The 19,647-nt window shown below is 58.7% G+C and carries 16 protein-coding genes and 1 pseudogene; 13 read left to right on the top strand and 4 right to left on the bottom strand.

The genetic code is table 11. From position 1 onward, the window contains the following. Window positions 1-339: 339 nt before the first annotated feature. Window positions 340-801 (top strand): mobile mystery protein A, encoded by a 462-nt coding sequence (locus N2599_RS36560; RefSeq protein WP_027512935.1) that lies wholly within the window; start codon window positions 340-342, stop codon window positions 799-801. Next, entirely contained in the window at window positions 798-1,394 is a 597-nt protein-coding gene (locus tag N2599_RS36555) for a mobile mystery protein B (RefSeq protein ID WP_027512934.1), read from the top strand. The genes N2599_RS36560 and N2599_RS36555 overlap by 4 nt, the downstream gene beginning before the upstream one ends. On the opposite strand, the gene N2599_RS36550 is transcribed toward N2599_RS36555, so the two are convergent. The 3 genes from N2599_RS36550 to N2599_RS36540 form a co-directional block, all read right to left on the bottom strand. Next, entirely contained in the window at window positions 1,355-2,278 is a 924-nt protein-coding gene (locus N2599_RS36550; protein WP_027512933.1) for a DUF3991 and toprim domain-containing protein, read from the bottom strand. The genes N2599_RS36555 and N2599_RS36550 overlap by 40 nt on opposite strands. 203 nt (window positions 2,279-2,481) lie before the next feature. After that, window positions 2,482-2,661, bottom strand: a complete 180-nt coding sequence (locus N2599_RS36545; protein ID WP_027512932.1) for a hypothetical protein — start codon at window positions 2,659-2,661, stop codon at window positions 2,482-2,484. A gap of 529 nt (window positions 2,662-3,190) precedes the next feature. Further along, the gene (locus tag N2599_RS36540) at window positions 3,191-3,694 is read right to left on the bottom strand and encodes a DUF309 domain-containing protein (RefSeq protein ID WP_245209308.1); all 504 of its coding nucleotides are present in this window, start codon (window positions 3,692-3,694) and stop codon (window positions 3,191-3,193) included. A gap of 308 nt (window positions 3,695-4,002) precedes the next feature. Between N2599_RS36540 and N2599_RS36535 the strand changes: the two genes are divergently transcribed. The 11 genes and pseudogenes from N2599_RS36535 to N2599_RS36485 all read left to right on the top strand — a co-directional run. Next, a complete protein-coding gene (locus N2599_RS36535) occupies window positions 4,003-4,206 on the top strand; it encodes a cold-shock protein (protein WP_027512931.1) in 204 nt (67 codons plus the stop codon). Window positions 4,207-4,488: 282 nt separating this feature from the next. After that, on the top strand, window positions 4,489-6,471 hold the full coding sequence (locus tag N2599_RS36530) for a site-specific DNA-methyltransferase (protein ID WP_084606646.1): 1,983 nt from the start codon (window positions 4,489-4,491) through the stop codon (window positions 6,469-6,471). Next, window positions 6,468-8,825 (top strand): DEAD/DEAH box helicase family protein, encoded by a 2,358-nt coding sequence (locus N2599_RS36525; RefSeq protein ID WP_027512930.1) that lies wholly within the window; start codon window positions 6,468-6,470, stop codon window positions 8,823-8,825. The genes N2599_RS36530 and N2599_RS36525 overlap by 4 nt, the downstream gene beginning before the upstream one ends. A 197-nt stretch (window positions 8,826-9,022) precedes the next feature. Continuing rightward, entirely contained in the window at window positions 9,023-9,814 is a 792-nt protein-coding gene (locus N2599_RS36520; RefSeq protein WP_027512929.1) for a DUF6088 family protein, read from the top strand. Beyond that, window positions 9,811-10,869 carry a nucleotidyl transferase AbiEii/AbiGii toxin family protein gene (locus N2599_RS36515; protein ID WP_027512928.1) on the top strand — a complete coding sequence of 353 codons (1,059 nt, stop codon included), beginning with the start codon at window positions 9,811-9,813 and terminating at the stop codon, window positions 10,867-10,869. Before N2599_RS36520 ends, N2599_RS36515 begins: the two co-directional genes overlap by 4 nt. Window positions 10,870-10,882: 13 nt before the next feature. Next, the gene (locus tag N2599_RS36510; protein ID WP_027512927.1) at window positions 10,883-11,737 is read left to right on the top strand and encodes a helix-turn-helix domain-containing protein; all 855 of its coding nucleotides are present in this window, start codon (window positions 10,883-10,885) and stop codon (window positions 11,735-11,737) included. Beyond that, a complete protein-coding gene (locus N2599_RS36505) occupies window positions 11,734-12,312 on the top strand; it encodes a hypothetical protein (RefSeq protein WP_027512926.1) in 579 nt (192 codons plus the stop codon). Before N2599_RS36510 ends, N2599_RS36505 begins: the two co-directional genes overlap by 4 nt. A gap of 1 nt (window position 12,313) precedes the next feature. Further along, on the top strand, window positions 12,314-15,715 hold the full coding sequence (locus tag N2599_RS36500; RefSeq protein WP_027512925.1) for a UvrD-helicase domain-containing protein: 3,402 nt from the start codon (window positions 12,314-12,316) through the stop codon (window positions 15,713-15,715). 81 nt (window positions 15,716-15,796) lie between these two features. Continuing rightward, window positions 15,797-16,552 carry a multiubiquitin domain-containing protein gene (locus N2599_RS36495; protein ID WP_027512924.1) on the top strand — a complete coding sequence of 252 codons (756 nt, stop codon included), beginning with the start codon at window positions 15,797-15,799 and terminating at the stop codon, window positions 16,550-16,552. Next, window positions 16,527-17,699 (top strand): ThiF family adenylyltransferase, encoded by a 1,173-nt coding sequence (locus N2599_RS36490; RefSeq protein WP_027512923.1) that lies wholly within the window; start codon window positions 16,527-16,529, stop codon window positions 17,697-17,699. The genes N2599_RS36495 and N2599_RS36490 overlap by 26 nt, the downstream gene beginning before the upstream one ends. Beyond that, a pseudogene (locus N2599_RS36485) lies at window positions 17,696-18,130 on the top strand (ubiquitination-like system serine protease family protein); the annotation flags it as partial. The gene N2599_RS36490 and the pseudogene N2599_RS36485, both read left to right, overlap by 4 nt. A gap of 9 nt (window positions 18,131-18,139) precedes the next feature. Here N2599_RS36485 and N2599_RS36480 read toward each other — a convergent pair. Further along, the gene (locus N2599_RS36480) at window positions 18,140-19,525 is read right to left on the bottom strand and encodes an IS701 family transposase (RefSeq protein WP_260308677.1); all 1,386 of its coding nucleotides are present in this window, start codon (window positions 19,523-19,525) and stop codon (window positions 18,140-18,142) included. Window positions 19,526-19,647 lie beyond the last annotated feature (122 nt).

Raw genomic sequence — 19,647 nt, 5'->3', positions numbered from 1 at the left:
CTATGGACTCGCCATCTTCTCTTCAGCCCTTCCTGACCCCTCCCCCAGAGCCGCCTCTCCGTCCGGCCGGGTCAAGGGCCGCGTGAGCGGGCGAAGCTTCACCCTTGACGCGGACGGCGGGCATGCGGCAGCCAGGTTTTGCGTTCCTGCTTTTTCATTTTTCTCTTTCCGTCTTCTCCTGTGCCTTCATATTGTTGCGCGGATCAGGGTACAGGCTGTTTTCGTCGCAGATTTCCTCATACTCCAAGCTTAATTATTGTAATTGAAGCTCAGTCTATAAACTGATAAATTGTCTTCTCAATCAGCCTGTGATCTGATCAAAAGCAACAGGGAGCAACGATGAAGGTCGAGGCACGCAAGCGGGCGCGAAAACGGCTTGACGAACGTCTCCGTGCCCTGCAGCCGGCGGAGAGCTTCCGAGCACCGCCGAAAGGATGGGTTCGGGCCTTGCGTGACGCGCTCGGCATGACCGGCGCACAACTGGGCGCGCGGATGGGAATCCGGCCCCAGACGGTAGAAGCGATCGAGAAGTCGGAAGCGTCCGGCACGATCCAGCTCAGCACGCTCCGCCGCGCGGCCGAAGCGCTCGACTGCACCCTCGTCTATGCTCTGGTCCCGAACACCTCGCTCGAGGCGGCCGTCAACGAGCGTGCCCGCAAGATCGCGTTGCGCGAGCTCAAACGCGTCGCCCACACGATGCGCCTGGAAGCGCAGGGAACGGGCGATGCCGATCTTGAAGCCCGTGTCCAGGCCTATATCCGCGACCAGCTTACCGAGCGCGATCTCTGGTCCGAGAAATGACCGACCTCTTCCAGGAACCAGAGGACGCAACACCGCTCGAGCCCCAGGAGCGCGAAGGCCTGCTTCAAAGCTGGATCACCCACAGGCAGGACCTCAACGAGGCCGAACAGGAAAACATCGTCGAGGGCGCGGTCTGGGCCCGCGGGCGTCGGCGCATGCCGGTCGACAGGATGCTGACCGAAGATTTTATGCGCACATTGCACCGGCGCATGTTCGGCGACGTCTGGCAATGGGCCGGAAGCTTCCGCACGACGGAGCGTAATATCGGCATCCAGGCCTACCGGATTCCGGTCGAACTCGCGGCCCTGCTCGATGACACCAGGTACTGGGTCGAGCATCAAACCTTCGCAGCCGACGAAATCGCAGTCCGGTTTCACCATCGTCTGGTCGCCATCCATCCGTTCCCGAACGGCAATGGCCGCCACGCGCGTCTGGCGGCTGATCTGCTTGTGGAAAAATTGGGTGAAGAGCCCTTCAGTTGGGGCAGCGGCAGCATTGGCGACGTAGGCGAATTGCGCACGCGCTACGTCGCGGCACTTCAGGCCGCCGACAATCACGACATCGGTCCGCTTCTCGCATTCGCGCGCAGCTGAGCGCGAAGATCCTCGTTCCAGTCCTCACGATCCGGACGAACGCGCTCGAAATCGCAGCCCATCTCGGCGGCGATCGCTTTGAGACGCTCGGCGTAAACATCGCCCTGCGCGTTATTGTCGGCGGCGGCGACCAGCAGCACACCTTGCCGCGCCGCCAGCAGCCAGATCGCCGCGTCGGTGGCGGGCGCCCATCCTCCACCGGTGCTCAGATAAAGGCTGTCGCGCCGCGCGCCCTCCAGCGCCGCGAGGCTCATGGCGTCGATCGCCGCCTCGGTGACACAGAGACGCAACGCATCGGAATGACCGTACCGAAACAGTACCTTGGCGCCGCCGGCGGAGAAACCCCGCCATTCCGGACCGCGTTCCTCCCAACCGGTCACACGCCCCTCCCCGTTCCTGTGGACGGCCCACATACTGCCGAGCGGGCCTTCGCGCAGCACATCCAGATGGATGGCGGTTCGGATTACGGCTTCCGGGAGGTGACGGTCGTCGCGCAGATAGCGCCAGGTCATCGATCCCGGCCACGGTTTGCGGCGCTTCACCCATCGTTCCGGCGTGGAAGCCGGCGTCTCAATCGCGCGCGCAGGGCGCGTCCAGGCCGGCGCGTTGGAAACAAAGCCGACCAGTGATGCCACATGGTCGAGGACCTCGACGAAGCTCACGCGCTCCAGATGCTCGACGAGGCTGAACACGTCGCCCTTGGCGTCAGAGAGCGGATCGAACCAGCCCCTGCCCTCGTGGATCACGATGACGATTTCTGCGCCGCGTCGATATTTGACCGCGCGTCGCGTGCTTTGTTTCAGATCGATCGCAAAATTGGCCCGCTCCAGAACAGCGGCGCAGGGGACACGGTCCCGCAATTCTTCCAGTTCTCGTTTTTCCATTTCCCTGCCGGCGCTCTCGCGTCCGCCCTTCTTGTCCGAGTTTCCCTTTTCCCGCAGTTCGCGGGACCGTTTCCGGCGGCCCGCGAAGAGCAAAGGGGGCAAGGGCGCGGCCGGCAAGGTGCAGATCTGCACCCGGCCGCGGCGCTGCTTCCCTTGCCGCCTGCTGCTCGCAAGCGGCAGCACCTCGGCAAAGAGACGCCGGCTCAATGAGCCGGCCCGTATTCGAACGGATCGAATTCGATGAGGATGTCGACCTCGTCATCCTCCAGTTCTGAGCTCGGGAGGACGCCGAGCGAATCGCCGGAGCGAAAGAGAGCGACCGGCACCATCAGGGTACGGGCGAGCTGGAAGGCGTGGCTCTGTGCGAGGGAAAGATCAGACATTTGAGGGCTCCATCTTTGGAGCGGGCCGTTCCCGCTCGATGGCTCCCGTCAGTGTCCGGCGCCGGTCGCGATCACCGCGAAGGCGAAGACAAAGCGGCGGCACGCTTGCGTAGCCGACCCCGATAGAGGGTTGATCGACGGAGATCCGGAGCCGGACCAGGAAGCCATCGCATGAGAGCGGGAATGGATTGCTCTTATGGCAGCGCTAGTGGATTCTGACCTTCCGACCAAATTCGCCCCTGCCAAGTGCCGCTAAAACGGATAGCGGGCGATCGGCGTGGCATCTCGGCCGCGCTTGCAACTGCCGGAGAACTCGGCGACTTGTTATCTCGTCGGCCAAGCGGCAAGACGAGACCGGGGAATGACCTTGAATTCAAGCATGGACATAACCGAGCGAGTAATCGCGCGTTGGAAGACGCGGGGGATTGAAGACTATCAATAAACCGCCGTACCCGATGACGAACGAGACCGGCTGGAGGAACCACCTTGCGGGCAAACGATGACCTTGAACCGCCGCCTCGCCAGACGGCTAGCGACCGTGCCTCCTTCGCGATTCCCTCAGCGGGCTTTGCCTGGCGGATGACTTCGACCCGAGAATAAAATCGAACACCGGTTCGGGATGCCCCAATATCGTCGACTGTGGAACCGGAGGCGTTCGCGCGGTTGCTTCCGCATGGTTAGCAAGCGCCGCCAGGGGGATGCCAAGTGCATGCGCGAAGTCGCTATGCTGCACAGTCATCAATCGGCGAAACAGTGCGGCAGCGCGCCCTGCGTGACGCAGGGCTGCGTCATATATACCCTCGCGTATTTTCACACCGGCTGCCGATAACAGGATCAATCCCTTGAGGAGCATACGGACCGCACTGTCGCGTGCCGCTACCTGCCAAAGGCCTTCCCAAGCCTCATGCGCCTCCCAGTAATAGCCGTGATTGAAGAGATCCTGGCCCCAGGCGAAGGCGTCCGAATCCAGCGACGCCTGTGTCGCGAGGGGTAAAGGTCCGACATGATAGCTGTGTCCCGCCGGATCGCGCACGGGATGGGGCTGCCGACCCGGCAGATAAGCATAATCCGGAAAACTTCTTTGCGGTAACAGACGAGGACGTTTCACAACACAGGTGGCCATAGCTAATAGCATCACGGCATGAACATGCTCTCAGATGAAGCTGCTGCCAAGTCGGGTTGGAAAATCGGCAGACCGCTGCAGAGGACAAATTGAGTGAGCGGCACCACTCAGTCCGACGCTCGAGACGAGATCAGGACTAAACATGTTGCGGACGACACCTGGCCACATTAAAGCTTTTGGAAGCGGCAATCTGCTTTGAAAGCGTCGAGGATTTGTTTATGGCCACTGGCACAGTTAAATTTTTCAATGGAGACAAAGGATTTGGCTTCATTACACCGGAAAATGGAGGGGCTGACGTGTTTGTGCACGTGTCTGCGCTGCAGAGTGGCAGCTCGCTTAGCGAGGGACAGAGAGTGAACTACGACGTCGGTCAGGATCGCAAGACTGGGAAATCGAAGGCGGAAAACGTACGCGTTCTGTGATCGAGTTCGTCCAATGGTGGATCGGCCGCGCTTTGGAGGCCGATCCTTGTTGGGGAGCCGAGATCCTTGCGGTATGTGCGGATCGAATCCTATCCTCCTGGCTTCCCGGAGATTTGATGTCTTTATCCTCTGCAGGAAGCGGCAAGGTGAGCATAGCCACTTCTGTTTGTTCATGATATGTTCTTATTGAATCGACATCAGTGCAGGACCCGATGGTCTAACATATCGGTAAGCCCGGCGTCGGCTTCAAATTCTAGGAGCAAGCGGCTCTGTTGAGGTGACATGACTGATTACAATAAATTGAGCCGAGAAGACTTGATCCGCCTGCTGCTTGACCGGGACGGCATTGATATCGGCGGCATCCGTTTGACCTATCCAGGGCAGACCCCCCCTTGGCAGATCATTCGTCAGTTGAAACCCCGCTCGCAGCGCATCGAGAAGAAGCTGTGTGTCGGCTCCGAAATACAGCAGTCAGAGAATGTTTTGCTTGAGGGTGAGAATCTCCAAGCACTGGTCAGTCTGTATAAATATCGAGGGCAAGTTGACCTCGTTCTTACTGACCCGCCCTACAACACCGGTTTGGACTTCCGCTACAACGACCGTTGGGATGAAGACCCAAACGACCCTGATTTGGGGAAGTTGGTGCCCGCAGATGACGGGTCAAGGCATTCTAAATGGCTCCGATTCATGACGCCTCGCCTCTGGATGATGAAGGAGATGCTCCGCCCTGGTGGGGTGTTGGCCATCTGTATTGATCATCGTGAACTGTTCAGGTTGGGCATGTTGCTCGACGAGATGTTTGGTGAGTCAAATCGGATCGGGATTATCAACTGGCAGAAATCCTACGCACCGCGAAATGATCAACGTCAGCTTTCGACAGCAACCGAATATGTTCTCGTTTACGCAAAAAATTCGGAGCGAGCGAAGACAGCCTTGCTCCCTCGCACCGAGGAAATGGACAAGCGATATCTCTCACGGGATGGCGATCCCCACCCTTGGAAGCCGGGCGACCTTACCGCGCGAGGTGAAGAAACTCACCTCTCGATGATCTATGCGATTCAATCCCCTTTCACCGGGCAACTGCATTATCCGACGGCTGGGCGCCACTGGGGCTCAGAAAAGCGCCGGATGAAAGTCTATCTTGAGACATGGGGATCAAAATACGTCGAACGCGAAATTGGGGACGGTCGACAAAAGGCCCTGCTGATCAGCGGCGCTCCAATTCCCGGCGAGAAGTCGTTCTCGCCAGAACACAAAGTTCTAAAGGTGGCTCGCAAAGCCGCCGAAGATATACGTGGCGGCGTCTGGCCGGTTGCACATTGGCGCGATGATGGCCAAGGCACTTTCGGCATGAAAAAGTACCTGAAGGACGTGAAACAAGGCATCGTGCCGACAACCTACTGGTCCGACGATGACTATGAAGTGCCCTTGGATATAGGCACAACCTCTTGGGATCACGAGCATTCGGGCCATAGCCAGATTGGCATCAACGAGCTCACGTCGATCGTTGGGCCGGGCCATGGCTTTGAAACCGTCAAACCGATGAAGCTCATAAAGAAGATCGTTCAAATCTGGTGCCCTCCCACAGGTATCGTGCTAGATCCGTTCGCAGGATCCGGGACAACAGCGCACGCGATTATGGAATTGAACGCGGAGTCTGGAGCTGATCGGCGCTTTCTGTTAATCGAGCAGGGCCGCCCAGAGCGCGGCGACGCCTATGCTCGCACTCTCACCTACGAGCGCCTGAAACGTGCTGTGACCGGGGAGCGCGTTAACAAGAAAGGCGTTTCCGCCATTACCGCGGCGCCGCTTTCCAGCGGCTTCAGGTTTTCAAAACTCATGTCGCAGGTCGACGCGTCAGCAGTGTTGGCTCTCGAACGGGAGGAAATGGTCGATCTCCTGTTGACCTCTTATTGGGATCAGAAGGATCGAGCAGCTGCACATTTGAGGCGCCTGCCAGCCGGAACGCATTCATATCTGTTTGCGAAGAGCGCGCGGGGCGAAGGCTTCTTTCTGATCTGGAATGGTCCGGATCAGCCTTCGGTTCTCAATCGAACGTCTTTCCGCGCAATCGCTGCGGAAGCCAAGGCGGAGGGACTCGCGCAGCCGTTTCACGTGTATGCGCGAATATCGACGTACAGTGGTCCGAATGTGGAATTCTATCAGATTCCGAATCGCATCCTGGATGCGTTGGGGTTTAACGAAGCACTACACCCCTATGGAGTCGGATCGATGTCGGATGCCGGCGAGGAGAGCGCCGCGTGAGCATTGAGTTACTTCCCTTCCAGACGAATGCCTCACAGCAAATCGCATCTCGGTACAGCCTCCTCGTCGCCGACAAAAAGCGACCGATGGAGTACATGGGATGGCCAACGCCATTTTACCAGGCACTTGCATCGCTCACTGGATCCGGCAAGACGGCAATTCTCGCAGACACAGTGTCTCTGCTGCGTGCCGCGATGACTCTCGAACCGATCGTTTTGTGGATTTCCAAATCCAAGGCTGTCGTCGATCAGACGTTCGCCAACTTCGAGGCCGGTGGAAAGTACGAACACCTGATCCCTGAATTCACCACAGCGTATCTCGCCGAAGCCAAGATCGATCAAATCCAAGACGACACGCAGGCGTGTATCTTGCTGACAACAGTGGGGAGCTTCAACCAGAAGTCAAAAAGCGACGGCAAACTCAAGGTCCATCAGAAGGACGAGGACGAAAATGACGGGGCCTTGTGGGAAATACTCGCCGATAGGAAAGCCCCCAGCGCTTCCGATCGGCGCGCTCTGATCATCGTGTATGACGAAGCTCATAACCTCTCCGACCAGCAAACTGATTTGCTCCTTGAACTTGAGCCGGATGTTATTCTTGCCGCTTCGGCAACGATGCGAACTCCAGGGAAATTAGGGCAGATTATCGATCGGCTCAGGCAGGTGGGTTGGAGTGCGGAAGCAATCGCCGATCCTGAAAACAGTCCATCGCGGTGCTTGATCACCGCCATCAGGTCCAAGGAACCTGTCGACGCGGGCCTAGTGAAACGGCAGATCGTCCTGGGGGGCTACGACACCGAGATGGAGACCACTCTGAACGATATGATCGAGGACTTCCAGCTCGCTACGCTCAAAGCCGACGAACTCGAAGCTGGCTTCCTTCCCAAAGCCATCTATGTCTGCCGCACCAATATTAGTCAGGACGATGGGACTGCCGACAACCCTCATCGGCCATTCAATCAACGCAAGGCGCCGCCGATCTTGATATGGCGATATCTGACAGAGGAAAAAGGCATCCCTGCGGACGAGATCGCGCTCTACTGCGATCTCAAAATGAGTCAGAAGGACTATCCAGCCCCAGAAGGCTTCACATTGTTTTCAGGTGGCGAAGACGATTTCGCGGTGTTCTCGCAAAGCAAATACCGCCATATCATTTTCAATCAAAGCCTACAGGAGGGCTGGGATGACCCAGCCTGCTGTTTTGCATACATCGACAAATCGATGGGGTCGGCTCTGCAGGTCGAGCAGGTGATTGGCCGCGTCTTGCGGCAACCCGGAGCGCGCCATTATGCGGATCCGCTGTTGAACACAGCAAATTTTTACATCCGGATCGACAGTAAGCAGGAATTCCCAAGAATACTTGAGGTAGTGCGCCGCAAGATTGCGTCGGAGATGCCTGATGTCAAACTGGACGGCTTTAGTGATTCACGCGACCGGCGGCGTTCGCGTTTCGAGCCGAAACAAATGCTCACTATCCCTGAAATCCACATCGACGCCGACGAGTCCGTCGAGCCTTTGACCGAAGCTATCGCGTCGATCCATGATTACACTGCGGATCTGGTGAACGTTCAAGGTGCTGGCGAATTGACCCGCGCAGTTCAGCAAATTGGTGATGGCTCAAAGCCATTGATCGAAACCCACCTCAAAGATCATTCCAACCGTGTGATTGCTCGCTGGCTTGTGCGCCGACACATGCAGTCCAGATATCCTGAAGCCGTCAAAACGATCGATTGGGCGGAGCCAAAATTCGAAGCGCGCATTGAGATTACAAGCGTTGCAGCGCAGCAATTGCGGGAAGACGCAGAAGGTTTGGTTGATACCTACCTGTCACACGCGGAACTGGCATTTGAGGACTCTAACCCTTATATAGTTGGTGCGGTTTTTGTTCGCCCCGACGCAAATCATAAGTTCACAAATGCTGTCCATGAAAGTTATAGCGACCTGAACGCCGATGAACTTGCGGTTGCTCTCGAGATTGATAGCACTGGTCTTACTTGGACTAGAAATCCGGTTAATGGTGGATATTCAATCCCACTTTTGGATAAAGGTGAGAGTCGACGCTTCTTCCCTGACTTTCTTGTCTGGAAAGACAAGAAAATCATAGCAATCGACCCCAAAGGCGGCTTCCTCCTTCAGACAGAAGCCGGCCGAAAATTGCTGGCAATCCGAGATGAAAAAGGGCAGCAGCGTATTTTGGTTCGGTTCATTACCGAAGGGACTTGGTCTGCCGAAACGATGAAGCAAACGAACAATTCCGGCTTTTCCGTTTGGCGCATGACAACGACCGGTCAGATACGATGCACTAACCACGGCGATGTAGCTGGTGCAGTTAGGAAGGCTTTGGAGCTAAAATAGCGTTGGCAGTCGCTCGCAACCTAGCTGCCCTGCCCGTCGTTATGTATTTGAATGGTGCTATAGGCAATGACCCCGATCATCTGCGTGTCGAGGGAAGCGAATCCAGCTAGCGATACCATGCGGTTTGTCCGAAACTTGCCTACATTTTTCGGACCACTGCTTGCCCATCGTCCGAAAAAAGACTACACATTTCGGACATGACAGCCGACTCACCGGATCTCAAGCACGGCATGCTCGCGCGTATCAACGCTGAGGCGTTGAGAAAAGTATGGACGCCGAGCGATTTCATCGATCTTGCCTCGCGCGATGCCGTTGACAAGGCATTGCAGCGGCTGACAAAGGCTGGGACTCTGAGGCGGATCGATCGCGGGCTCTATGATAAACCCGGGTTCAACAAACTTACCCAGAAACCCAATCCACCTGATCCGCGCTCGGTAATCGACGCAGTTGGGCGACGCGATCAAACCCGAATGCTTGTCGACGGCATGACCGCCGCGAATGATCTCGGCCTGACCGACGCCGTTCCAGCAAAGATCGTAGTTCACACTGATGCGCGCCGTCGCGCGATTAAGCTAGGCAACGTGACGATAGCTTTCCGCCCGACCGCGGCGAGCAAGCTGTTCTGGGCCGGCCGGCCAGGTATGCGTGTCGTCCAGGCGCTTCATTGGCTGCGCGACCTCTTGGTCCGCGAAGGCGAGAGCGATCAGGTTAGGCGAAAGCTCTCCAAGCTGTTCGAGGATCCAGCCGTGGGGCCGCAGCTGAAAGCAGATCTCACCGCGGGTATGACAGCTCTCCCAACCTGGATGTGGATGTTTCTCAAGCCCCTTATCGAAAAAGATGATGGCGTTGCGCGTGACGATGACGATGACGATGACGATGACGATGACGATGGTCAGAGCGTCTCCGCCACTACACAACAAGCGCGGAAGCCGTCCTCTCAGCAGAAAACACAAACCGCGCGCCGCGCGACCCGGGCGGAAAAGACATGAATCCTGCTTTTGACGAAGTACTCGCAGCCGGGGAAGATGCAATGCTGAGCGCCTTCGATACGACGGCTCAACGCCTCGGCACGGCCGCTCAGAATATTGAAAAAGACTTCTGGGTGTGTTGGACACTGGACGCATTGTTCGACGGATTGAAAAACGGCGGTCCCCGCCTCCTCTTCAAGGGCGGAACGTCGTTGTCAAAGGGATTTGGTCTGATCAGCCGCTTCTCCGAAGACATAGATGTCACGGTGTTTCGGGATGATATTGGTGAGCCGGCGACCATCGAGGAACTTGAGGCGCTCAGTGGAAAGAAACGCAAGGCTCGCCTCGAGGCGATCAAGGATGCCTGCAAAGCTTATATCAATGGCCCGCTTCGCGACGAATTGACAGTGATCCTTGCTGGCCGCCTCAAGGCCGCCGGCGTTGATGCCGCAAAAGCGCGAATCGAAGCCGATGACACTGACCCTGACGGTCAGACATTGTTGATTTGGTACCCGTCGGCGACGCCGCGTTCGGATTATGTGCGCGCAGCCATCAAGATCGAGTCGGGCGCGAAATCTGCGCTTGATCCGAACAGCGAAGTGCCGATCAAGCCCTATGTCGATGATGATCTTCCAGGGCTCGACCTGACGGTGCCAGCGGTGCGGACCGTCAATCCTGAACGAACCTTCTGGGACAAAGTGGTTATTCTCCATGGGCTGCGGCGTTGGTTCGACAAGCGTGATGAGCTGAAAGGTGGTGGCCAGCGGGTATCGCGGCACTACTACGATCTGCACCGGCTCGTCGGGACAGCCGTTGGGGCGGCCGCTGTCAAAGACAGAGCCCTCGGCGACGATTGCGTCGCGCACGCGCGCATGTTCTTCAATCGGCCCGACTTCGACCTTGCGACCGCTGTACCCGGCTCGTTCGCGCTTGCGCCGCATGACGCGATGATCGAACAACTCCGCGTTGATTACCGGGCGATGCAGGGCATGATTTTCGGCGACGCGCCCGCGTTCGAAGCCGTGATCGAGAGCATCGCTTCGCTCGAGGCAAGCCTAAACAAGATGGCCGAATGAGGCGGGGGCGGCGATGAAGAAGCTGGAGGAATCGGTGGGCACGAAACCGGAGCCGGACGCATATCACGACGGCCCGGTGGTCGCGCCGCTGCGCAAGCGACGACTGACTGGCGAGCTTTACGAGCGCGATCGGAAGGTGGAAACACTCATCGCAGAACTGGCAGTCTTGTCGCGTGACGAGTTGATAGGCCGGGCCGCAATCACGAAGCGCTCCGACCCAGGCTACGTAACGAGCGAGTGTCTCGTGCATTTCATTCGCGCCAGCCGTCACGACAATAACGAGACCTGGTTCGAGCGGCTCTATCGTATTCTCATGGAGCGGGTGCTGCGCAGCGTGCCCAGATCGGAAAGCTCCGACGGCAAGACTGAATCGCTGACCCGCAGCGTGGTCCGTGACAAAGTCTTCAGCCGGTTCGTAGAAATGCTTTCTGCGGACCGTGCATCATATGTCGATAAACTCGACTATTTTGAAGTTCGGTTCGATGGCGCTGTTGCGAGCTTGCGACGCGATGCTCAGGAACAGGCTTGGCGGGACGAGAACAGATCCCAGCCTATCGAATACGACGAGGAGAACGGTGAACCGACCGCAGAGGTGGAAAGAGCCGCCGGCGCCCATGATCCTTTTGCCGCACCGGAAATCGGCGACCCGTTTTACCGGTCGCGTCTGGATGCGGCGATTGAAGCTCTACCGCCAGAACAAATCAGGATCATACACATGCTGAAAGAGGGCTTTCCCATAGATTCAAAGGAGCCAGACGTCATGACCATCGCCAAGGCATTGGGCCGCTCCGAAAAGACGATCCGGACTTATCGCGATAAAGCGATTGCAGCATTACGGTTGGCTCTGGCTGACGGTGAACAGCAATGAGCCCGGCTGGCGAACGCCCCTCCCGTGAAACTGTGCTTGACGCATTCGCGGTCGAAAGCGAGTCAGATCGCTCGACCCTTGAGCGCTACCTGCGGCTTTACCCAGAATACGCCGTCGAACTCGTTGACTTATCGCGCGAGCTGAGCCGTGAAACTTCGGAAGATGACGCACCGCTCTCCGCCGTGGATCAGGAGCTGATCGACGCCGCCTGGTCGCAACACGCGAATGCTTTGCCAACGGCTGGGTCAGATCCCTTTGCGGCTCTGACAGCCGACGATTGGCGCGCTGTTGCTCGCAAACTAGATGTCCCGCGTCAGGTCATCACCGCGTTGCGTGAACGGCGGGTGTCACTGCTGAGTATTCCGAATAGGTTCCTTGGGAAGCTGGCAGAGGCGATGCGCTGCTCACTTTCCCAACTGCAGATGTCCTGGGGAACGGCACCGTTGTCCGCAGCTCGCAGCTATAAGGCGGATGGCAAGCCGAGCGCGGGCGAGCAAGTATCCTTCGAGAGAGTTCTGATCGACGCTGGCGTCTCCGATGAGAAGCGGGCCGAGCTTCTGACAGAGGCCGAGTGATATGGACAGCGTGGAGCTTGCCAGGCAAGTCGCCGCCGAGCTTCACGCTCATCTGGTCGAATCCGGCGCCGATCCCTGGTCACCCTACGAGTTGGTTGTCGCCGAGGCAAAGCGACGCGGGATCGACGTTGAGCCTACTGCGGCAGGTGCGGCTGTGCTCAACGGCGGTCGCGCGACCTTCATAGCCGGCGACGACCTGATCCTTCATGAGAATATCGGTTCCTTGTTCAACAGAGCGTTCCTCGTTGCGCACGAGATTGGACATGTCGAACTTGGCGACGATCCCGATGACGAGCTAACGCCGACAATCGATCCCGCTCGCCCGGCGGAAGCTTCGCCGGTCGGCATTGATCGGGTCGTTGACTATGGGCGCAAACAGCGGCGCGAAGTCCAAATGGATTTGTTCGCGCGCGAGCTGCTGCTCCCGCGCAACGTCGCGCGGGCACTTCATATCGACCAGGGCCTCTCGGCGGCCGAGATTTCCACGAAGCTCGGCGCACCGTTCGAGGTCGTCGCGCAACAGCTATTCGATGCCTTGCTCCTGCCGCCGGTGCCGGCCACGGCCGGGACGGCGCATGTGGAACGGCCGTTGAATCCTCTGCAAGCGGCGGCGGCGGCCCATCGCGGCGAAGCTTACCTGCTCGAAGCAGGCCCCGGTACGGGCAAGACGCAAACCTTGGTTGCGCGCGTCGAAGGCCTTCTGGAAGACGGCGTTGATCCGAGGCGGATCTTGCTCCTGACCTTCTCGAACAAGGCGGCGGGGGAAATGGCCGAAAGGATCGCGCGCAAGCGGCCAGAGGCGGCCGCCGCAATGTGGATCGGCACGTTTCACGCCTTCGGCCTCGATATCATCCGTCGGTTTTATGCCGAACTCGGCTTGCCGAAAGACCCGCGGATGATGGATCGAACCGAAGCGGTCGAGCTCCTTGAGGAGGAGTTTCCGCGCCTGAGGCTTTCTCACTATCGCAATTTTTATGATCCCACCCAGATCATCGCCGATATGCTGGTTGCCGTATCGAGAGCCAAGGATGAGGTGGTCGATGCCGATACCTACGCAGTGCTCGCCGGCGCCATGCTGTCAACGGCAGCTGACCCGGAGGCACGCGAAGCAGCAGAGCGCGCCGTCGAGGTCGCGCGCCTCTACGCGGCCTATGAGCAGCTAAAGCGCTATGCCAACTGTGTCGACTTTGGCGACCTTGTCGCGCTACCGGTTCAACTGCTCGAGAAGGATGCGGCTATCCGCGCGACACTCCAGGCGCAGTACGATCACGTCCTTGTCGACGAATATCAGGATGTCAATCGCAGCAGCGTGAGGATGCTGAGCGCAATTCGCCCCGATGGCGATAATCTCTGGGTGGTCGGCGACGCCAAGCAGTCGATCTATCGGTTTCGGGGAGCGTCATCGTTCAACATGACGCGCTTCGGGAAGGAAGACTTCGCCGGCGGCAAACGCGGTCGATTGAAGCGCAACTATCGCTCAGTACCAGAGATTACGACCAGCTTTTCCAATTTCGCGATCAAGATGCGAGCTGGCGATGCCGATAGCGACCTCGAGGCAGATCGGGACGCCAATGGCCATGAGCCGGAATTGCGCACGGTGCGGCGAGCCGAAGAACAGCAGGTCGCCCTGGCCGAGGCGATCGAGGGACTGCGGCGCGAGGGGCACGCCTATCGCGATCAGGCGGTCTTGTGCACGGGCAACGAAAAGCTGTCCAGGATAGGGCAAGATCTTGAGCGCCTCGGTGTGCCGGTTCTCTTCCTTGGCAGCCTGTTCGAACGAGGTGAGGTCAAGGACCTGCTTGCACTCCTCTCGATCCTCGTCGACCGGCGCGCCATGGGTCTCGTTCGCATCGCCTGCTGGCCGGATTTCGCGATGTCTTTCGCGGACGTCGCGGCTGTGTTCGCGTACTTGAGAGCAACAGATCCCGCTCCGGCAAGTTGGCTGCAGAATATCGCCTCCATCCCGGAATTGAGCGACGCAGGCCGTCGGACTCTGGAAAATCTGGCAGTTGCCCTGGGTGGATTCGGCGATGCCGCCTCGCCGTGGACAATACTCGCAACGCTGCTTCTCGATCGCACGCAGATTGCCGCACGTCTCGGAGCATCGTCGGAGCTCGGTGATCGCACACGCGGTATTGCGATCTGGCAGTTCCTGAATTTCGTCCGCGTACAACCGGCGGGGCGCGGTCTGCCTGTCACGCGCCTGCTCGACCGCGTGCGCAGACTGGTGCGTCTGGGCGACGACCGGGACCTGCGACAGCTTCCGGCAGCAGCACAGCATCTCGACGGCGTGCGACTGCTGACGATCCACGGCGCCAAGGGCCTGGAATTCGAAGCTGTACATATCCTTGGACTGAACAGCGATACAATCCCACGGACGCCGCAGGTTCCGCCCTGCCCGGCGCCAACCGGCATGATCACTGGTGCGGAAGGCAGCGCCTTGGATGCTTTCCGGGCGGGCCAAGCCGAGGAGCAGGAATGCCTTTTCTTTGTTGGATTGTCACGCGCTCGCGACCGCCTTTTCCTTTATGCCCCGACAGAGAAGAGCAACGGGCACAATCGGCCGCTCTCACCATTCCTCGACCGCCTCGGGACCACGTTGACGCGCCGCCCAATCATGCCGGCGCGACCCCTTCCCCCGGCCGCAGACGCGCAGAGTGTTGAATTGATCGTCGACGGGCGGCTTCGCTTTAGCGGACCGCAAATCGCTCTTTATGAGTCATGTCCACGACGCTTTTTTTACACGCATGTTCTTCAGGTCGGTGGACGTCGAACCACGACGGCGTTCACGCAGTTGCATGAGGCAGTCCGCTCGGTAGTTGGGGCGGTGGTCGCGTCCGGCCTGTCTCTTTCGGAACGGGAGCTGCAAGATCGAGCGGAAGCAGCATTCGTCAGCCAAGGGCTTTCCGATCATGGTTATCATGTGGAATTCCTCGATCTCGCCATGGCGATGCTGCGCTTCTTTTTGTCCAGCCGCGCGGGAGCGGTCTCCGAGGTGCGCACCGCAGTCAGTCTCTTAGTTGGCGGCGAGGAAATCCTCGTCGAGCCGGACGAGGTGCTGGTGCGACCCGATGGAGTCCGCGCGGTTCGCCGCATCGGAACAGGTCACATGCGATCCACCGAGGGCAAGGATGTCGGGGCCGCGGCACTTATCCTCGCCGTCAAGCAGGCCTTCCCCGGCGCCGTCGCGGAGCTGGTCCACCTTTCGGACAGTGAAGCGCATCCGCTATCCCTGTCCGATCGTGAATTGTCGGGACGCAGAGACAAGCTTGTAAAGTTTCTAAGCGAAATTCGCGCGGGGCGGTTTCCTGCCGCGGTTTCCTCATTCACATGCCCGAACTGTCCCGCTTTCTTCATCTGTGGTTCGACCCCGCAAGGGCCACTTAAAAAAAAGTTTGCCTGACCTTACCGGTCGGCCAATGTCGCTCCGATTGGATCCTTAGAGCCGCGGCGTCGCCACGGCGAAAACATAAGGACCCTATCTATGACTACAAAAGAACTTCTTGAATATGACGATGTCGGAGACGCCCTGCGCGAAGGCAGGGCCCTTCGTCCGGCGCGGGAGTATCGCTTTCTCCTCGCTCACGGTGATCTCGATTTTCAGCAGCGTCATGTGCGCGATCCCGTGCCGCTCGGCCGCCAGGTGCTGGAGGCCGCATCTCTCGATCCTCGGCATGGCTACAGCCTCTTTGCGATCTTGCCGTCGGGCGAATTCGAGGATGTACGCTTGAACGAACCCTTTGACCTGCGCGAGCGCGGGGCCGAGCGTTTCATTGCTTTCCAGTCGGATCGCGAATTCAAGCTCACCCTCAACGACGACGAAATGCGCTGGGGCAAGCCCGTCATCAGCGGTGCTGTCCTTTATGGACTGGCAAAGCCGGGAGACAACGAGGCGGTATTCCTCGAAGTTCCGGGCGGTGAAGATCGCTTGATCGAACAGAGCGAGCTGATCGACCTGACGGTCGCGGGCATCGAGCGTTTCATCACCGCGCCCAAGCCGCCAGTGACCTTTGAAATCATCGTCAATTCGCGCCGCCGCACGGTGGACGCTCGGACGGTGACGTTCGAGCAGGTCGTCCAGCTCGCCTTTCCGGGTCAGCACGAGCCGAATGTCGTCTTCTCGATGACTTATCGGCATGCGGCGTCGGCCCCCCATGCCGGAGAACTCGCAGCCGGCGGTTCTGTCGATGTCAAGAAGAAGGGTACGGTATTTAATGTCACGCGCACTGTTCAATCGTAATCCAGACCTCAAGCGCCTGCTGGACGAAGGCTACTTCGTCCAGCAGCAGGGCGGCTATCTCGCTATGCGCGAGATTCCTTATGTCGACGAGCGCCGACAGCTGCGTATCGGCACCTTGATCTCCAGCCTCACGCTCGCGGGCGATCAAACCCGTACGCCCGACACGCATGTCGTTCACTGGGACGGCGATTTCCCATGCCATGCTAATGGCGCTCGAATTCAAGGTATTTCGCACGCGAGCGGCACCTTCAACCTTGGTCATGGCCTGAAGGCGACGCACGCCTTCTCGAGCAAGCCGGAAGGCGGCTATTCGGACTACCACCACAAAATGACGAGCTACGCGAACATCATCGCGGGCCCTGCGGCAGTGCTGAAACCCGGTTCGACCGCACGCACCTTTCGCGAGCCCGAACAGGAGGAAGAGAGTGTCTTCAACTATGTCGAGACTGCCTCCGACCGCGTTGGTATCGGCGCGTTGACCGGACGGCTCGTCGGCGAGCGCATCGCTATCATCGGGCTCGGCGGTACTGGCGGGTACATTCTTGACCTCGTCGCGAAAACACCGGTTTGCGAAATCCGGATCTTCGACAGCGATGAATTTCTGACTCACAATGCGTTTCGGGCGCCAGGTGCTCCGAGCCTGGACGAACTCCGGGAAGCGCCCAGGAAGGTCGATTATCTGAAGCGCATTTATAGCCGCATGCACCGCAATATCGTCGCGAACGATGTCGATCTGAACGCTGACAACCTTCACCTTCTCGACGGTGTGACCTTTGCGTTCCTGTCCCTTGACGCGGGTGACGCGAAGCGGTCGATCATGGCGAAGCTCGAGGCGATCGGAGCGGGGTTCGTCGATGTCGGGATGGGGCTTGAGCTCGACGAAGGGTCGCTTGGCGGCATCCTGCGGGTGACCGCCAGCACACCCGAGAAGCGGGATCACGTGCCGCAGCGCATTTCATTTGTGGGCGGAGGCGCCAAGGGCATCTACGCCTCCAACATCCAGGTGGCGGACCTCAACGCACTCAATGCCGTTCTTGCGGTGGTGAAGTGGAAGAAGATCTGCGGCTTCTATCGCGATCTCGAGCAGGAACACCACTGCACCTACACAACCGACGGCAATATGCTGATCAACGGAGACCTCGCATGATGCGGCACCAACGACTTGAGCATCGTTTCGTCGAGCACATCCCCGAACGCCTTGAGGCCGGTGTCCTTTATGTTTCGATGGACTATGCGACGTCAGCCCATAGTTGTTGCTGCGGCTGCGGCGAGGAGGTGATCGTTCCCTTCACACCGACGGACTGGAAGATGACATTCGACGGCGAAACCATCTCCCTTCGTCCGTCGATTGGCAATTGGACGCTGAAGTGCAGGTCACATTATGTGATCGATCGAAGCAAGGTGATCGAAGCAGGCCCGTGGAGTGACGAGCAGATCGAAGCCGAGCGTCGGCGCGATCGCGCCGCCAAGGAGCGTTTCTACGGCCAGCCGACAAAGGTCGAACCTCCTGCCCATCCCGCTCCGGCAAAGCCCCAGCGCAGCATCTGGCAACGGATTTGGGCGTGGATATCAGCTCGACTTTGTACATTATGCGGCGAAGCAAAGGGCTTGTGTCATGCGCTTGAGTCGGTTTGGTTGAATTTGAGGAACGTCCGGGTCTGGCGGGTACTGTCGATAAATGTCCTGGCCCCACAGGACCATGCGAACCGCGCCGATGGCATCGGAGAAGGTGAACTCTGTTTTCTTGTACCATGCTGCAGCATAGGGAAGAGCGCCTCGGCCAAGCATTTCGCATGCCCAGAGTGTCACGAGACTGTAGAGCGCCAGCAGCGACGGTGTCGTGCGCATGATGGCTTTGTCGTTCCACTGCCGTTGGGTTTCCACGCCAAGATGCGCACGGGTTTCGGCGAAGGTGACCTCGATCTGCCAGCGCCGAACGAAGTAGGCAATGATCTGAGCGGGCTCAAGGTTGACGTTGGTGCTCATGAACGCCTGGGGTTCACGACGGCCTGACGGGTCTCGAACGAGAACCCAGCGAATTGGTCTCGGGGGCGTTCCACGCCGATACCAGAGGCCGGTTCCTGAGGTGACATCAAGGGTTTTGTCGGTTTGCTTGCCGTACCAAGAGGATGCGACGATGCGTTGCCACTCGGTCTTCGTGTCTTTGAGGAGCGTTTTCAGTTTCGGCAATGGCCTGCCTTTTTGCGCCGGTCGCCCCAGAGAATGTTCGTGCCTCTGATCCGGTGGAGCAAAGAGACTGGCATCCAGACGCAACCGCGTGATGAGAGTGGCCGTGCCGGGCAGAGCCGCAGCCAGTGTATGAACGGCAAAGCTGCTATCGCCGACAAAGATGATTTCGCGGTCCGGCAGCCAGCGGCAAAGCTGCAAGACGCCTTGCCTTGCCCAATCCGTCAGCAGCTTGTGCTTTCGGCCCTTCTTCTGATCATGACGCTCAGAGGGGCACAGGATCGTCAACACGGGCAGGGCTTTGATGCATTTGGCCCATGGGACAGGGGAAAGGACCATGAAGCTCAACCAGCGCAGGCCGCTTGCCTTGACGAAGTGCCCGTGGCTTGAGCGCACCGGGTCACGATAAATGCCACGAGCGGCGATGCGTTGGCCCCAACGCCGTTCGATTGTATCGTCCATCCCGATCACGACGGGGCCAACGCGCACGAACCTGGCAACGATGATGGATAGCAGGCGGGCCGCCAACAGGCGGGGGTTCCAGCGGGCGCGGTTTAGGAGTTGATGATAGGCGGCAAAATTGCTTGCCTCCGCACGACCGGTAATCCGCAAGCAGGCCGTCACAGTTCGCTTGCCAGGCGAAAGGAGCGCACCCATCACCAGGACCAGCAGATGCTCCCAACTCGGCGCGGTAAACCAGAAACGAAATGGCGACAGCCATTGGCGAAGGATGTGGGGGACCGCGTCTCCCGGCTCACTGCTACGATCATGTTGTTGTTCGCTCATCCATCCGTTCGAATCCGACCAAACGAAAGGTGCAAGGCCGAAACCTGCGGCGAATTGATTCACCCGAGCTGCTCAGCAGCGCCCGAAATCACAACCGATTTTGTACAAAGTCGAGATCAGCA

The organism is Rhizobium sullae (genome assembly GCF_025200715.1).
Lineage (GTDB): Bacteria > Pseudomonadota > Alphaproteobacteria > Rhizobiales > Rhizobiaceae > Rhizobium > Rhizobium sullae.
This window is presented reverse-complemented; position numbering and strand designations above follow the sequence as displayed.

Bases quoted from the DNA above. Each gene is read 5' to 3' on its own strand.
- N2599_RS36495 (WP_027512924.1), top strand. From the start codon at position 15,797: ATGACTACAAAAGAACTTCTTGAATATGACGATGTCGGAGACGCCCTG.
- N2599_RS36545 (WP_027512932.1), bottom strand. From the start codon at position 2,661: ATGTCTGATCTTTCCCTCGCACAGAGCCACGCCTTCCAGCTCGCCCGT.
- N2599_RS36480 (WP_260308677.1), bottom strand. From the start codon at position 19,525: ATGAGCGAACAACAACATGATCGTAGCAGTGAGCCGGGAGACGCGGTC.
- N2599_RS36505 (WP_027512926.1), top strand. From the start codon at position 11,734: ATGAGCCCGGCTGGCGAACGCCCCTCCCGTGAAACTGTGCTTGACGCA.
- N2599_RS36520 (WP_027512929.1), top strand. From the start codon at position 9,023: ATGACAGCCGACTCACCGGATCTCAAGCACGGCATGCTCGCGCGTATC.
- N2599_RS36550 (WP_027512933.1), bottom strand. From the start codon at position 2,278: ATGGAAAAACGAGAACTGGAAGAATTGCGGGACCGTGTCCCCTGCGCC.
- N2599_RS36500 (WP_027512925.1), top strand. From the start codon at position 12,314: ATGGACAGCGTGGAGCTTGCCAGGCAAGTCGCCGCCGAGCTTCACGCT.
- N2599_RS36555 (WP_027512934.1), top strand. From the start codon at position 798: ATGACCGACCTCTTCCAGGAACCAGAGGACGCAACACCGCTCGAGCCC.
- N2599_RS36560 (WP_027512935.1), top strand. From the start codon at position 340: ATGAAGGTCGAGGCACGCAAGCGGGCGCGAAAACGGCTTGACGAACGT.
- N2599_RS36510 (WP_027512927.1), top strand. From the start codon at position 10,883: ATGAAGAAGCTGGAGGAATCGGTGGGCACGAAACCGGAGCCGGACGCA.
- N2599_RS36490 (WP_027512923.1), top strand. From the start codon at position 16,527: ATGTCACGCGCACTGTTCAATCGTAATCCAGACCTCAAGCGCCTGCTG.
- N2599_RS36515 (WP_027512928.1), top strand. From the start codon at position 9,811: ATGAATCCTGCTTTTGACGAAGTACTCGCAGCCGGGGAAGATGCAATG.
- N2599_RS36530 (WP_084606646.1), top strand. From the start codon at position 4,489: ATGACTGATTACAATAAATTGAGCCGAGAAGACTTGATCCGCCTGCTG.
- N2599_RS36535 (WP_027512931.1), top strand. From the start codon at position 4,003: ATGGCCACTGGCACAGTTAAATTTTTCAATGGAGACAAAGGATTTGGC.